Origin of the sequence: Streptomyces sp. G45, assembly GCF_049542095.1 — a bacterium.
GTDB lineage: Bacteria > Actinomycetota > Actinomycetes > Streptomycetales > Streptomycetaceae > Streptomyces.
The window spans coordinates 8,909,988-8,923,929 of sequence record NZ_JBMUZU010000001.1; the positions used below are offsets into that span (position 1 = coordinate 8,909,988).

Sequence of the window (13,942 nt, forward strand, 5' to 3'; positions counted from 1 at the left end):
CCGGTCCGGGCCCCGTCAGCGCGGCCCGGCGGCGTCGCCGGGCCCGCCGGGGCGCCGGTCGGCGAGGGCGGTGATCCCCGCCGCGGCGGCGGTCGCGAGGTCGGTGACCATCGCGTCGTCCACGGGCAGCTTGAGGATGTACAGGGCGGACGCCAGCGAGCCGAGCAGCAGCAGATGCGCCATGGCCGGATCCACGGGTCCGGCCAACTCGCCGCGCGCCACGGCCTGTTCGACGATCTCGGCGAGGCAGGCCTGCTCGGTGGCCAGGAACGTGTCCTGGAAGCGGTCCTCCAGCTCGGGATTGACGGCCAGTTCGCTGATCAGCGCCGGGGCCAGCTGCCGGGCCGCCGGGGCGGCCATCCGGGCGTGGAACGCGCGCACCAGCGCCAGCAGGTCCCCGTGCAGCGAGCCGGTGCTGGTGAACGGCGGCATCCGCTGCTCGTGCACGGTGGCGACGAACGCCATCTCCGCCTTGGACGCGTAACGGCGGTAGATCGCCGCCTTGCCCACCCCGGCGCGGGCCGCGACCTGGTCGACCGTCAGGTCCTGGTAGCCGACTTCGTCGATCAGCTCGCGGGTGGTCTGGAGGATCTTGTGATCCACGCGACTGTCCCGGGGGCGCCCGCCCCGTTGCTTCGTGCCTGCCATGCCTGCATTATACGGAACGAGAGTATCGAAACCGCAGTATCGAAACCGTGGTAGCGAAACACGGGTACCGGAACCGCGTACATCACGACCACGCACGTCACGAACGGAGACCTCGGATGATCAAGTGGGCTGGCTGGATCATCACGCTGGGCGGAATCGCCCACTCGATCGGCGCCCTGACCGTGGAGAAGGCCGCGCGCCACGCCGACACGTGGTTCAGCGGCGGCCTGTGGAACGAGGACCTCGCCGATATGAGCCCCGCGGGCAGCGCGTACTTCCTGAGTCTGGACAGCTTTGGCGTGCCGCTGATCCTGGTGGGCCTGACGGTGCTGTGGCTGGAGCGGCGCGGCATCACCCCACCGGCGTTCATCGGCTGGACGCTCGGGGTCTGGACCCTGCTGGACGCCGTGGTGCTGCCCTTCACGCCCTGGCCCGTCTTCGCGGTGGCCTGCGCCCTGCTGGTCATCGGGGCGCGCCGCGCCAACTCCGCGGCGCGCGCCGGGCTTCCTCAGGCGTGACCGAACGGCCCGCGCGCCGGTCGGCCCTGGCCGCCCCCGGTCAGCGCGCGGCGTACGCGTCCATGAACATGTCCAGCAGCCCGTCGACCGCGCGTTCGTCCACCGGGAACGGCGTCAGCAGGTGCCGGTAGTACAGCGCCCCGCACAGCACCTCCGCCGCGAACGTCAGGTCGGCGTCCGCCCGCAGCTCGCCCGCGCGCTGGGCGCGGATGACGCGTTCGAGGGTGCTCTGCTCGGCGGTGCGCAGGAACCGCTCGTGCAGGGTGGCCCGCAGCGCCGGGTCGGACTGGGCCTCGGCGATGACGGCGCGGTAGACCTGACCGATCGGCGGGTCGGCCAGCGCCGCCAAGGAGCGCAGGAACTGCTCGCGCAGGTCGGAGCGGAGGTCGCCGGTGTCGCGGTAGTCCAGGTCCGTCAGCCAGGCGCGGTTGAGCGCGTCGAGGAGCAGCGCCGCCTTGTTCGGCCACCGCCGGTAGATCGTGTGCTTGCCGACCCCGGCCCGGCGTGCGAGGGCCTCGATGCTCAGGCCCGCGTACCCGACCTCCGCGGCCAGGTCGAGCGTCGCCTGTAGCAGGGCCTCGGTGCGTGCCGCGCCCCGGCGCCGGGGGGCCGGGGTTTCGTTCGCCATGGGCCCGACTCTAACGGCACGTGGCATGCCGTTGACAGGCGCGCGGGCGGGGGCGGAGGATGACCGAACGATCGGCACGGGCCGTGCCGTTGCGTTGGAAGCGATCCGCACGACCGCGAGGAACCAGTCCCATGCCCGTACCCGCAGACCCGACGATCCTCCACCCCATGCCCGGGCAGCCCCGGGTCGTGCTGCTGAAGCCGCTGGTCACGTCCCCGCTGATCGAGGTGGGGGAGTACTCGTACTACGACGACCCGGACCACGCGACCGCGTTCGAGACGCGGAACGTCCTCTACCACTACGGCCCGGAGAAGCTGGTCATCGGCAAGTTCTGCGCGCTGGGCACGGGAACGCGGTTCCTCATGAACGGCGCCAACCACCGGATGGACGGCCCCTCCACCTTCCCCTTCCCCACCATGGGCGGCTCCTGGGCCGAGCACATGGACCTGCTCACCGGCCTGCCCAACCGGGGCGACACCGTCGTCGGCCACGACGTCTGGTTCGGCCACGGCGCGACCGTCATGCCCGGCGTGCGGATCGGCCACGGCGCGATCGTCGCCTCCGGCGCCGTGGTCACCAGCGACGTACCCGACTACGGGATCGTCGGCGGCAACCCGGCGCGCCTCATCCGCACCCGCTACGACGAGGACGACGTCGCCCGGCTGCTGGCGCTGGCCTGGTGGGACTGGCCCGCCGAGCACATCACCGCACACGTACGGACGATCATGTCGGGCTCCCTCGCGGACCTGGAGGCCGCCGCGCCCGGCGCCGCGCGGACGTGACGGAGCGGGCGCCGTGCGAACCGCGTGCCGCGTTCCCCGCCGCGCGTCACGGCGGGGGAACGCGGTGTGCTGTCAGCGGATGTTGGCTAGGGTGGCAGGCCGGGACCGCGTCCGGCGCCCGGGACCAAGGCGACGGACACGCACGCGAGTTCGGGGCCGCACGGACGGCCCCCACACGGGCCAAGCGAGACATGCCAGGGGGGGCTCGTGAGCGGGGAGTCGGCGCCGACGGAAGTCGAACGGACGGCGCCCACGGCGCTGCCCGCGGCGTTACGCCCACCGCTCGCGCTGATCGCGGCCCTGGGCGCCCTGACCACCGTCGTCATCGGGATCCTGTACGCGGGCCACAGCGCACCCGGCAGGGTGGACCGATGGTTCGTCGACCCCACGGCGGACGCCATCGGGCCGCCGTGGCGGCGCCTCGCGCTGGCCGTGGACTTCCTGGGGGAGCCCGCCGGAGCGGCCCTGCTCGTCGTGGCCGTCGCGACGGCCTGTCTGCTGCTGCGCGGCCCCCGCGCGGCGGTGCTCGCCGTGGCCGCGAGCGGCGCTGCCGTCGGCACGACCACGCTGGTCAAGCCGCTGGTGGGGCGCACCATCCACGGCGAGGGCAACCTGTCGTATCCGAGCGGGCACACCGCCTTCCTCACCACGCTCGCCCTCGTGACGGCGCTGCTCGCGACCGGGCGGCTCGGCCTCGGCAGGGCGGCCGGGACGGCACTGGCGCTCGGCGCGGCGCTGGCCGCCGGTGCCGCCATGGGCTGGGCGCAGGTCTCCCTGAGCGCCCACTACCCGACCGACGTCCTCGGCGGCTGGTGCACCGCGCTGGCCGTGGTACCGGCGACGGCGTGGCTGGTCGACCGGGCGGCCGACGCCGGTCCCCGGCCACGCCGCTGACGGCACGTCACCTCACACCGTGCGGCGGAACACCGGCTTCACCGGCCGCCCGCCCAGCCACGGGGTGGGGTCACCGGAGTCCAGCGCCTTGCGGTACACCGCGCAGGCCTGACCCACCACGTCGACGGTGTGCTCGATGTCGGCGTCGCTGAGCGCGGCGCTCACCACGAACGACGGGGCCAGCACCCCGCCCGCGAGGAGCTGGCGCAGGAACAGGGTGCGGTAGGGCTGCGACGGCCGCCGCCGCTCGTCGAGGGTGGCGAAGACCAGGTTGCTGGCCCGGCCCCGGACCACCACGTGCTCGCCCACGCCCATGCTGGCCGCGGCCTCGCGCACCCCCGCGGCCAGCTTCTCGCCGAGGACGTGCAGCCGCGCGGTCACCCCCTCCTCGACGTACGTGGTCTGCACGGCCATCGCGGCGGCCAGCGCGTGCGTCTCCGCGCCGTGCGTCGTCGACAGCAGGAACACCCGGTCACCGGAGTGGCGCAGGCCGCCCCGCTCCATCAGCTCGCGGCGCCCGGCGAGCGCGGACACCGCGAACCCGTTGCCCAGCGCCTTGCCGAACGTGGACAGGTCGGGGACGACGCCGTACAGGCCCTGCGCGCCCGCCTCGGACCAGCGGAAACCGGTGATCATCTCGTCGAAGACCAGGACGCAGCCGTGCCGGTGGGCCAGCTCGCGCAGCCCTTCGAGGTACCCGGGCGGCGGCTCGCTGTGCGTGGCGGGCTCCAGGATCAGACAGGCGATCTCCCCCTCGTACCGGTCCAGCAGCTCCCGCGTGGCCGCCAGGTCCCCGTACGGGAACGCCACGGTCAGCTCGTTGGTCGCCTCCGGGACGCCCGCGGACATCGGCGTCGTGCCGATGAACCAGTCGTCGACGGAGAAGAACGGGTGGTCCGCGCAGATCGCCACCCGCGGGCGGCCCGTGACGGCGCGGGCCAGGCGCACCGCGGCGGTGGTGGCGTCGGAGCCGTTCTTCGCGAACTTCACCATCTCGGCCGTCGGCACCGTCGCCAGGAAGCGCTCCGCGGCCTCGGCCTCCAGCAGGGACGGCCGTACGAAGTTGCTGCCGCGGTCCAGCTGACGCCGCACCGCCTCGAGGACGCGCGGATGGGCGTGCCCGAGGCTCACCGACCGCAGCCCCGAGCCGTACTCGACGTAGCGGTTGCCGTCGACGTCCCACACGTGGGCGCCACGGCCGTGGCTGATGACCGGGGCCAGGTGCTCGGGGTACTGGTCGTCGCCCTTGGCGTAGGTGTGCGCGCCGCCGGGAATGAGCGCGTGCAGCCGCTCGTTCGCCGCGCGCGACCGGGGCAGCGCGAACTCCTCGGTGTCCATGGTGTCGCTGGTATCCCTGTTGTTCATGGTGTCCCTGTTGTCCCTGGTGTTCATGGGCGGCCTCACCCCTCCCGGCGCTTGAGGACCTCGGCGAGGCTCGGCGCCTCCCGGTCCCTCGGGGACATCGACGTGACCGGCAGCGGCCAGGGAATGGCGAGCTGCGGGTCGTCGAAGGCGATCGTCACGTCCTCGGACGGATCGTGCGGGCGGTCGATCCGGTACGAGGTGTCGGCGGTCTCGGTCAGCGCCTGGAAGCCGTGCGCGCACCCCGCCGGGACGTACACCGTCGCCTGCGTGTCACCGGACAGCTCGAAGAACGCCCAGCGCAGATACGTCGGCGAGGCGGGCCGCAGGTCCACGACGACGTCGAAGATCCTGCCGTACGAACACCGCACCAGCTTCGCCTCGCCCGCGCCGGAGCGCAGGTGCAGACCGCGCAGCACGCCCCGCACCGAGCGGGACACGCTGTCCTGGACGAAGGCGGCCGGGTCGAGGCCCACCGAGCGGACCACATCGGCGTCGAAGGTGCGGCAGAAGAACCCGCGCTCGTCGGCGTACGGCACCGGCTCGAACAGGTACGCACCGGAGATCTCCGGGACTTCGGTCGCTTTCATGGAGCCTCCCGATACACATGGGCGTGGTGGGACGTCGGAGACGTCGGGAACAGGGACGCGGTCAACGCGGTGAACTGGTCGGTCAGCTGCCGGGCGACGGCCAGGTTCCGCTCGGCGAGCGTGCGCCGCAGGTCCCCCGAGCGCTGCTCCAGCGCCCGGAACTGTGCGAGCAGCCGGTCCGCGTCGACCTCCCGCGCCGGGTGGCAGTACGCGCCGAGGCCCATCCGGTCCATCAGCGCCTCGCTCTTGGCCGCGTAGCTGAGCGCGAGCGTCGGCGTACCGACCTTCAGCGCGCAGATCAGGTTGTGGTAGCGGGTCGCCACCGCCACGTCGGCGGCCGCCAGCTCCTTCATCAGATCGCCGAGCGAGGTGGCGTCCGCGGCGGTCACCAGCGGCGAGCCCACCGCGTCGCGGATCGCGGCGGCCACCGGCGCGTCGCACGCGTCGCCGGTGAGCAGCCGCACCGGCCTGCCGTCCTCGACGAGCGCCCGGACGAACCGGGTCGTCCCGTCGAGGTAGCGACGGTGGATCTCCGCGGCCCGCGCCCGGTCGTCGTTGCCGCCGTGGAAGTCCATGACGCCGACGCAGACCGGGCCCGGCGCGCCGGGGGGAGCGCTCGCGGGCGGCGTCGGCAGGGCGAACGCCAGGTCCGGGTAGACCTCGTCGCGCGAGGTGTCCACGCCCATCGCCCGCATCGCGTCACGGGACAGGACGTCCCGGTAGGAGCGGTACCGGGCGCAGCGCGCCGCCCAGCGCACCAGGGCCCGCGTCGGCCGGTCGCGGATCCGGTCCGCGCCGACGCTGACGAGCGCCACCCGGGTGCCGAACAGGCGGCCGCTCGCGCACAGCAGGAACAGCGAGTACGGAAAGCCCCACGGCCGCAGCGGCAGCGTGGCCTCCAGCACCCCCATGCCCGGCACGATCACCACGTCGTGCCGCCGCACCCAGGCGGCGGTGCGCACGACGTCGACGAGCTTGCCGAACCCCTTCGCCGCGACCGCGCCCGCACGCGACGCGGTCCGGTACTCCCCGCGGTACCAGTGCAGCCGCGTCGCGGGAATCCCGTACCGGGCCGAGACGACCTCGGGGCCGCCGCACAGCGCGTCCACGACCGCCCGCGGATGCTCGGCGCGCAGATAGCCGAGCACCGCCTCAAGCGACCCGTCGTTGCCGAGGTTGCCGGAGCCGAGCAGGCCGAACACCCCGACGCGCGGCGCCCCCGTCACGCCCGCCGCCCCTCACGGCCCGCGACGAGCGCGTCGACGTCCACCGCGAGCAGCGCCGGGTCCACCGGGGCGCGGTCCTCGACCCGCTCACCGGCGCCCGGCCGGGCCCGGCTCGCCATCCACGCCGCCAGGTGGCGGTAGCAGGCGCGCCGGTCCGCCGAGGACAGCGGCGCCCGCCGGATCGCCGCGACGAACCCCCACACGTACTCGGCGAGCAGCCGGGGCGTCGGGTGCAGCGGGCCAGCCCTGCGCGGATCCAGGTTGACGCACCGGGACCGCTTGGAGGGGTTCGCCCGCTCGGCGCGGGTGGGGTGGTCGCGGCGGAAGTACAGCAGCTCCGGCACCTGGTGGAACGGCCCGTGCAGGCCGATCTCGGCGACGAACGTGCGGTCCGCGTGGTGGTAGCTGTCGTGCGGCTTCACCCGGCGCAGCACATCGGCCCGCATCACCCCGTAGAAGTCGTCGCCGCCCGGCTCGAACAGCATGCTGCGAAACCGCGTCGGCGCGTGCGGCGAGTCCGTCTCCAGCGTGTACTCGTAGGGGACCGTCACCTGGCCGTCGCCGTCGATGACCGCCTGGTCGGCGTGCGCGAGGATCACCTCGGGCCGCTCGTCCAACGCCTCCACGCAGCGCCGCAGCAGGTCACGGGCGTACAGGTCGTCGTGCGAGGCCCACTTGAACAGCTCGCCGCGGCACTGGGTGAACACGTAGTTGTGGTTCGGCGCGGCGCCGATGTTCCGGGCCAGGCGGATGTAGCGGATGCGGGAGTCCTTCGCCGCGTACGTGCGGCAGATGTCCTGGGTCCCGTCGGTCGAGGCGTTGTCCGAGATGACCAGCTCGAAGTCCTCGTACGTCTGGCCGAGCAGGGCGTCGAGCGCCTCGGCGAGGTACTCCTCGCCGTTGTACACGGGCAGGCCGATGCTCAGCCGGGGTTGGGCGGTCATGACGTCCTCACTTCACGGATGGGGTTGGGATGGTGCTCGCGCAGCGCGGACCGCAGGTGCAGCCACCACACGGCCGAGCCGCTCAGCGTCGCGGCGGCGACGCCCCAGGCCGAGCCGACCGTGCCCGCCACGGCCGCCCCGCCGAGCCCACCGCCGACATAGAGCGTGGAGGCGATCAGTTGGCAGCGCAGGCTGCGCCGGGCCGCGGCCAGCGCGCGCAGCCCGGACGCCGCGCCCACGCCGAGGCTGGCGCCCGCGACGCCCAGAGTGGCCGGAACGATCAGCTCCGACGCGGAGTGCCAGACGTCGCCGAGCACGAACTCCCCGGCCCGGTCCGGCAACAGCAGCAGCGCCCCGCCCCACAGCAGCGCGCCGACGGCCTGGCCGCCGCCGAGCAGCAGGCAGAACAGCCGCATCCGGTGCGGGGCCTGCCGCAGCACCCGGGCCGCCTCCGCGACGGTGACCAGCGACAGGCCCATCAGCACGGCGAGGAACGGGCCGAGCAGCAGCTCCGCGCCCCGGATCACGCCCACCGCGCCGACCCCGACGATCGCGCCGAGCCCGTACGCCCGCAACTGGCCCGCGCCGCTGACGCCGACGTTCTCCACCAGATACCGGTAGCCGAGGTCACGGTGGTCGCGCAGCCACTGGCGGGCCCCGGCCACGCGGGGCCGGATGCCGGACTGCAAGCAGCCGTACCCCGCGGCCACCGCGGCGGCCGCCCCCCAGGCGAGGAGGAAGGCGGGCACGCTGCCCACGCGGTCCGCCACCAGCATGGCGGGCACCAGCGCGAGGCCCCCCAGCAGGTCGTTGACGCAGGCCTTGCGCCCGGTACCGGCGGCGAAGAACGAGAACCGCCAGGCGTCCTGGAGCAGCAGCGCGGGCAGGGCGACGCCGAGCGCGGCGAACGCGTGCCCCACCCGGCCGCCCACCGCGAGGCCGACCACCAGGCACACCGACCCGATGGCGGCGCTCACGCAGAGCGCGGTGCCCGTCGAGCGGGCCGCCGCCGCCCGCCAGGACGCGACCGGCACACCGCTGAACCGCACCACCAGCGGGTCGGTGGCCAGGCCCCGGGAGACGCCGAGGACCACGCCGTACGTCACCCAGGCCAGGCTGAACACGCCGAACGCGGCCAGGCCCAGGGAGCGCGCCACATACACGCCCAGCACGAAGTTGGTCATGCTGCACACCGCCTGGTCGACCAGGCCCCAGGACAGGCGGCCGACGATGGCCCGCTTGGCGGTGGACCCGGCGGGCGCGGCCCCGGCGCCGGGGGCCGTCGCGTCCTCGCGCCCGCTGGTCATCGGCGTCACGCCTTGATCAGCTCGGCCGTGGCCAGCGCACCGGCCGCGGCGGCGACGGTGTCGAACGGCAGCCCGGACCGCTCGGCGACGTCGAGCAGGCTGTGCTCCCCGTCGGACAGGCTGAGCACCCACAGCATGGCCATCTGCGCCTGCTGCGCGTCGCTGCGCCCGCCGAGCGACGCGTACAGGCCGCGCCGCCCCAACTGCGGTTCGCCGTACGGGCTGAGGTTGACGTAGCGCCGGTTGCGGTCCAGGACGGCGAACGCCTCCCGGCAGACGGCGAGCGTGTCCACCATCGCCTCGGGCGAGACGAAGTCCAGGTTGTCCGCCGACGTGTGGTACTCGGGGTACCCCGCGTACGGGGTGCGGGTGAGCGAGCCCACGCCGAGGTTGAACCCCGGCGAGCAGAACTGCCGCTCGTCGTAGCCGTACGGGGTGAACTCCACGATCCGGTGCGGGCGTTCGGAGGCGGTCAGGACATGCCGCAGCACCTGGTCGATCTCCGCGTCGCCGCGCCTGCTCTGCTTGTACGTCAGCTGCCCGGAGTCGCCCGCGCAGGCGAGCACCAGGCCGTGCTTCACCCGCTCCACGCGCTCGGCGTTGCGCGCCAGCCAGGTGATCGCCCCGATGGTGCCGGGCGCGAACAGGAACCGGTAGGTGTAGTACGGCGTCCGCTCCGCCAGCGCCCGGGCCAGGAACGTCGCCACCGCGACCCCGGCCAGGTTGTCGTTGGCGAGCGACGGGTGGCAGACGTGGCAGGAGACGATCACCTCGTCGGTGACCTGCCCGGGGACCACGTGCTCGGCGTAGGTGAGGTGGCCGTCGGCGAGCGTGGAGTCCACCCGCACCTCGTAGTCGCCGTCCGGCAGCGCGTCCAGGGTCTCCTGCGCCAGGCAGAACCCCCACCGCGGCTGGTAGTAGCTGGTGCGGTACGGCACCCAACTCGGCCGGTCCGGCAGCGTGTACAGGTGCTCGCGCAGCTCCGCCAGCGGCAGCGTCGCAGCCACCGGCACGCTGTAGCCGAGCACGTGCAGGTTGGACGCGGCGAAGTCGACGACCCGGTTGCCGTCGGAGTCGGCGATGTAGGCGTCCCGGATGTTCCACTCCTTGGGCACCGTCCAGTCGAGCACCTGCGTCCCGGTCGGCACCTCGTGCACTTCAAGCGGCAGGTACTCGCCGACGATCTCCAGGGTGGCGCGGACGCCGTCCCCGGTGATGCTGCGGCACAGCGGGTACATCCGCTCCACCAGGGCGAACATCTCCCCGCCGGGATCGGTCGCGGTCATCGGCGCCGCCGCAGGGTGTCGTCGACGGACCCGGCCTCGGACGCCGCGCGCAGCACGGCGAGGCGGGTGAAGCGCCGCTCGAAGTCCTCCCGGGTCAGCCCGTGCGCGCGGTAGGCGCCGGCGAGTTCGAGCGCGCCCCGCTTCACCGTCCACTCGCAGTCGAAGCCGGGGACCGCGGCGCGGAACCGGGAGAAGTCCACCCGGTACGACCGCGGATCGGCGCCGGACTCCCCGGTGATGACCACCTTCGCGCCGGACACCGCCTCGGCGACCTGCTCGGCGATCTCGGCGACCGTGACGTTGTTGGTCTCGCTGCCGATGTTGAACGCCCGGTCGTGCACCGCCTCGCGCGGCGCGGCCAGCGCGGCCGTGAAGGCCCGGGCGATGTCGGCGGCGTGCACCAGCGGGCGCCACGGCGTGCCGTCGGACAGCACGAGCACCTCGCCGGACAGCAGCGCGTGCCCCACCAGGTTGTTCAGCACGATGTCGGCGCGCAGCCGGGGCGAGTAGCCGAACGCGGTGGCGTTGCGCAGGTACACCGGGCTGAAGTCGTCGTCGGCCAGCGCGCGCAGGTCGTCCTCGACCCGCACCTTGGACTCCGCGTACGGCGTCACCGGCCGCAGCGGGGCGTCCTCGCCCACCAGCTCGTCGCCACCGGCGGCGCCGTACACCGAGCACGTCGACGCGTACAGGAAGCGCCGCACCCCGGCGTCGCGGGCCAGCTTCGCCAGGCGCACGGAGGCGTGGTGGTTGATGTCGTAGGTGAGCTGCGGCGCCAGCGAGCCCAGGGGGTCGTTGGACAGCGCGGCCAGGTGGATCACGGCGTCCACCCCGGCCACGTGCTCGGCGGTCACGTCCCGCAGGTCCACCCGGTGCCCTGCGGGGTCGGCGGGCGCCGGGCCGAGGACGCAGTCGGCGAACAGGCCCGAGTCGAGGCCGACGACCTCGTGCCCGGCGGCCGCGAGGACCGGGGCCATCACGGTGCCCAGGTAGCCCTGGTGTCCGGTCAGCAGCACGCGCAAGGTTCAGTCCCCAGAGTCAGAGTGAGTTTGGTGGTGGCGAACGCCTCGGCATAGCGGGCGTGGCATTCGATGCCGCGGATCCGGGCCAGGCCCAGGAAGGCCTCCCGGTCGTACCAGGGCCGGTGCCGCTGCGAGGCGTAGTGCTCCTGGAGCAGCCGCACCTTGTCCTCGGCGGTCTCGGGCGCGAGCGGCTGGTACGCGGTCGGCCGCCCCAGGTCGCCGTCCCACTTGACGATCTCGTAGCCGAGCACCAGGTGGTCGCGGAACGCGGTGGGGATCAGTCGTGCCAGACCGCGGTGGTCCTGGTGCGCGTCGTCGGTGCGGGGGGCGAGCAGCAGGTCCGGGTCGGTGCGCTGGCGCAGCTCCTCGACGGCGGACTTGGCCTCCTCCCAGTGCGCGGGCAGCCTGCCGTCGGGCAGCTTCAGCACCGTCAGGCGCAGGTCGGCGCCCGGGCAGAAGGCGGCGAGCGCGGCCCGCTCCTCCTGCTCGCGCTCGCTGCCGCCGCCGGACAGCACCAGCGCGTCGACGCGGACGCCGGGCCAGGCCCGGCACAGCGTGAGCAGGGTGCCGCCGGCGCCGATGGCGATGTCGTCGCAGTGCGCGCCCACCGCGGCGATCCGCGTCAGGCGCCCGGGGCCGAGCCGGATCACGCGGACCTCACCCCGGCGTCGGCGCGCACGCCGTCCCGCTCCCACACGGCCCACGGCCGGTCGCCGCGCGCGTACGCGGCGTCCAGCGCGGCCCGCTCCTTCACCGTGTCGGTCGGCTTCCAGAAGCCGCGGTGGCGGTGCGCCACCAGGCGGCCCCGCTTGGCCAGTTGGGCGCAGCCGTCGGCGACCAGGTCGCCGCCTTCGGGTATGTGGTCGAAGACCTCCTGGCGGAGCACGAAGTAGCCGCCGTTCTCCCACAGCGGAAGCTCGCTCACCGCGGTGATCCCGCCCACCAGATTGTCCTCGCCCAGCTCCACGCAGTGGAAGGAGGACTGCGGCGGCACCACCATCATCGACGCCCCCGCGTCGCGCTGGGCGAAGGAGTCGATCATCTCCGGCAGCGGGGCGTCGGTGAGGACGTCGGCGTAGTTGGCGAGGAACATCTCGTCGCCGTCCAGGTGGTGGCGCACCCGGCGCAGGCGCTCCCCGATCGGCGACTCGATGCCGGTCTGCGCGAACGTGATCGTCCAGTCGGCGATGTCCGTGGAGAGGAGTTCGGCCCGCCCGCCCCGCAGCACGAAGTCGTTGGACGCCGTCTCCTCGTAGTTCAGGAAGAAGTCCTTGATGTGGTGCGCCCCGTACCCCAGGCACAGGATGAACTCCGTGTGCCCGAAGTGCGCGTAGTAGCGCATCACGTGCCAGATCAGCGGTCGCGGGCCGACCATCGCCATCGGCTTGGGCACGTCGTCCGCGGCGCCGCTGCGCATCCGCATCCCGTAACCGCCGCAGAACAGAACGACCTTCATGAGTTGACCTCGACAATGCTCAGTTCCGGAATGGGAAAGACAAGGCGGCCGCCCCACTCGTGCACGTACGACAGCTGCTCGACCAGCTCCGCGCGCAGGTTCCACGGCAGGACCAGGACGTAGTCCGGCTTGTCGGCGGCGATCCGCTCGGGCGGCAGGATCGGGATGCGGGTGCCCGGGGTGAACCGGCCGTGCTTGTAGGGGTTGCGGTCCACGGTGTACGCGAGCAGGTCGGGGCGGACACCGCAGTGGTTGAGCAGGGTGTTGCCCTTGCCCGGGGCGCCGTAGCCGACCACCGTCTCACCGCGCTCGGCCGCCTCGATGAGGAACCTCAGCAGGTCCCGGCGCACCTTCGCCACCCGGGCGGAGAACTCGGCGTACCCGGACAGCTCCCCGAGCCCGGCGGCCTTCTCGCGGTCGAGGACCTCGGCGACGCGCCGCGTCGGCTCACCGGCCGCCTCGGCGGGGCGGGCCCACAGCCGGATGGAGCCGCCGTGCGTGGGCAGCAGCTCGACGTCCACCAGAGCCAGTCCGCCGCTGGCGAGCGCCCGGATCGCGGAGGCGACCGTGTAGTACTGGAAGTGCTCGTGGTAGATCGTGTCGTACTGGTTGTCCTCGATCAGCGTCAGCAGGTGCTGCACCTCGATGGAGACCCAGCCGTCGTCGGCCACCAGGGCGCGCAGGCCCCGGGTGAAGCCGACCACGTCGGGGATGTGCGCGTACACGTTGTTGGCCACGACCAGGTCCGCGGGGCCGTGCTCGGCGCGCACGGACGCGCCGGTGTCGGGGCTCAGGAACTCGGTGAGCGTGGGCACGCCCGCCTCCCGCGCCGCCGCGCCGACGTTCACCGACGGCTCGATGCCCAGGCAGCGGATCCCCCGGTCCACCACGTGCCTGAGCAGATAGCCGTCGTTGCTGGCGACCTCCACCACGAAGGCGTCCGGGCCGAGCTCCGCGCGCCGCACGGCGTCGGCGACGAACGTGCGCGCGTGCTCCACCCAGGACGTCGAGAACGACGAGAAGTACGCGTACTCCTTGAACGTCTCCTCCGGGGTGATCAGCGCGGGGATCTGTGCCAGCCAGCAGTCGGTGCACACCCGCAGGTGCAGCGGGTACGCGGGTTCCGGCTCGTCCAGCTGGTCCGCGGCGAGAAAGCTCTCGCACGGCGGTGTCGCCCCCAGGTCGACGACGCTCTCCAGCGCCGGTGAGCCGCAGAGTCGGCATCGTGTCATGTCCTGCCCCCATCCCGCTCGCGCGAGTCCCCACCGCGAGCCAGTGC

Annotated in this window: 15 protein-coding genes; 3 read left to right on the forward strand and 12 right to left on the reverse strand. The window is 73.4% G+C overall.

The window, feature by feature from the left end; translation table 11 throughout:
- Nucleotides 1-15 precede the first annotated feature (15 nt).
- The gene (locus ACOBQU_RS37870; protein ID WP_423633841.1) at nucleotides 16-603 is read right to left on the reverse strand and encodes a TetR/AcrR family transcriptional regulator; all 588 of its coding nucleotides are present in this window, start codon (nucleotides 601-603) and stop codon (nucleotides 16-18) included.
- 161 nt (nucleotides 604-764) lie between these two features.
- On the opposite strand from ACOBQU_RS37870, the gene ACOBQU_RS37875 reads away from it, so the two are divergent.
- Nucleotides 765-1,166 (forward strand): DUF6463 family protein, encoded by a 402-nt coding sequence (locus tag ACOBQU_RS37875; protein ID WP_423633843.1) that lies wholly within the window; start codon nucleotides 765-767, stop codon nucleotides 1,164-1,166.
- Between the two features lie 40 nt (nucleotides 1,167-1,206).
- Here ACOBQU_RS37875 and ACOBQU_RS37880 read toward each other — a convergent pair whose 3' ends face one another.
- Entirely contained in the window at nucleotides 1,207-1,794 is a 588-nt protein-coding gene (locus tag ACOBQU_RS37880; protein ID WP_423633845.1) for a TetR/AcrR family transcriptional regulator, read from the reverse strand.
- Nucleotides 1,795-1,925: 131 nt separating this feature from the next.
- Between ACOBQU_RS37880 and ACOBQU_RS37885 the strand changes: the two genes are divergently transcribed.
- Together ACOBQU_RS37885 and ACOBQU_RS37890 are read left to right on the forward strand one after the other, a co-directional pair.
- A complete protein-coding gene (locus ACOBQU_RS37885; RefSeq protein ID WP_423633847.1) occupies nucleotides 1,926-2,576 on the forward strand; it encodes a CatB-related O-acetyltransferase in 651 nt (216 codons plus the stop codon).
- Between the two features lie 207 nt (nucleotides 2,577-2,783).
- Nucleotides 2,784-3,470, forward strand: a complete 687-nt coding sequence (locus ACOBQU_RS37890; protein ID WP_423633849.1) for a phosphatase PAP2 family protein — start codon at nucleotides 2,784-2,786, stop codon at nucleotides 3,468-3,470.
- Nucleotides 3,471-3,482: 12 nt separating this feature from the next.
- Here the strand turns inward: ACOBQU_RS37890 and ACOBQU_RS37895 are convergent, their stop codons facing one another.
- The 10 genes from ACOBQU_RS37895 to ACOBQU_RS37940 all read right to left on the reverse strand — a co-directional run bounded on the left by ACOBQU_RS37895 (nucleotide 3,483) and on the right by ACOBQU_RS37940 (nucleotide 13,895).
- Complete coding sequence (locus ACOBQU_RS37895) at nucleotides 3,483-4,808, reverse strand: glutamate-1-semialdehyde 2,1-aminomutase (RefSeq protein ID WP_423634983.1); 1,326 nt, start codon at nucleotides 4,806-4,808, stop codon at nucleotides 3,483-3,485.
- A gap of 62 nt (nucleotides 4,809-4,870) precedes the next feature.
- Nucleotides 4,871-5,422, reverse strand: coding sequence for a dTDP-4-dehydrorhamnose 3,5-epimerase (gene rfbC, locus ACOBQU_RS37900; protein WP_423633851.1), 552 nt, complete (start codon nucleotides 5,420-5,422; stop codon nucleotides 4,871-4,873).
- Nucleotides 5,419-6,648 (reverse strand): polysaccharide pyruvyl transferase family protein, encoded by a 1,230-nt coding sequence (locus tag ACOBQU_RS37905; protein WP_423633853.1) that lies wholly within the window; start codon nucleotides 6,646-6,648, stop codon nucleotides 5,419-5,421. Before ACOBQU_RS37905 ends, rfbC begins: the two co-directional genes overlap by 4 nt.
- Nucleotides 6,645-7,592, reverse strand: a complete 948-nt coding sequence (locus ACOBQU_RS37910; RefSeq protein WP_423633855.1) for a glycosyltransferase family 2 protein — start codon at nucleotides 7,590-7,592, stop codon at nucleotides 6,645-6,647. Before ACOBQU_RS37910 ends, ACOBQU_RS37905 begins: the two co-directional genes overlap by 4 nt.
- Nucleotides 7,589-8,899, reverse strand: a complete 1,311-nt coding sequence (locus ACOBQU_RS37915) for a hypothetical protein (protein WP_423633857.1) — start codon at nucleotides 8,897-8,899, stop codon at nucleotides 7,589-7,591. The genes ACOBQU_RS37910 and ACOBQU_RS37915 overlap by 4 nt, the downstream gene beginning before the upstream one ends.
- A gap of 5 nt (nucleotides 8,900-8,904) precedes the next feature.
- Nucleotides 8,905-10,185: a DUF4910 domain-containing protein gene (locus ACOBQU_RS37920; RefSeq protein ID WP_423633859.1), complete on the reverse strand. Its 1,281-nt coding sequence runs from the start codon at nucleotides 10,183-10,185 to the stop codon at nucleotides 8,905-8,907.
- On the reverse strand, nucleotides 10,182-11,207 hold the full coding sequence (locus tag ACOBQU_RS37925; protein ID WP_423633861.1) for an NAD-dependent epimerase/dehydratase family protein: 1,026 nt from the start codon (nucleotides 11,205-11,207) through the stop codon (nucleotides 10,182-10,184). The genes ACOBQU_RS37920 and ACOBQU_RS37925 overlap by 4 nt, the downstream gene beginning before the upstream one ends.
- Entirely contained in the window at nucleotides 11,192-11,857 is a 666-nt protein-coding gene (locus tag ACOBQU_RS37930) for a PIG-L deacetylase family protein (protein WP_423633863.1), read from the reverse strand. Before ACOBQU_RS37930 ends, ACOBQU_RS37925 begins: the two co-directional genes overlap by 16 nt.
- Nucleotides 11,854-12,663 carry a glucose-1-phosphate cytidylyltransferase gene (locus ACOBQU_RS37935; RefSeq protein ID WP_423633865.1) on the reverse strand — a complete coding sequence of 270 codons (810 nt, stop codon included), beginning with the start codon at nucleotides 12,661-12,663 and terminating at the stop codon, nucleotides 11,854-11,856. The genes ACOBQU_RS37930 and ACOBQU_RS37935 overlap by 4 nt, the downstream gene beginning before the upstream one ends.
- Complete coding sequence (locus ACOBQU_RS37940; RefSeq protein ID WP_423634985.1) at nucleotides 12,660-13,895, reverse strand: class I SAM-dependent methyltransferase; 1,236 nt, start codon at nucleotides 13,893-13,895, stop codon at nucleotides 12,660-12,662. The genes ACOBQU_RS37935 and ACOBQU_RS37940 overlap by 4 nt, the downstream gene beginning before the upstream one ends.
- Between the last annotated feature and the right edge of the window lie 47 nt (nucleotides 13,896-13,942).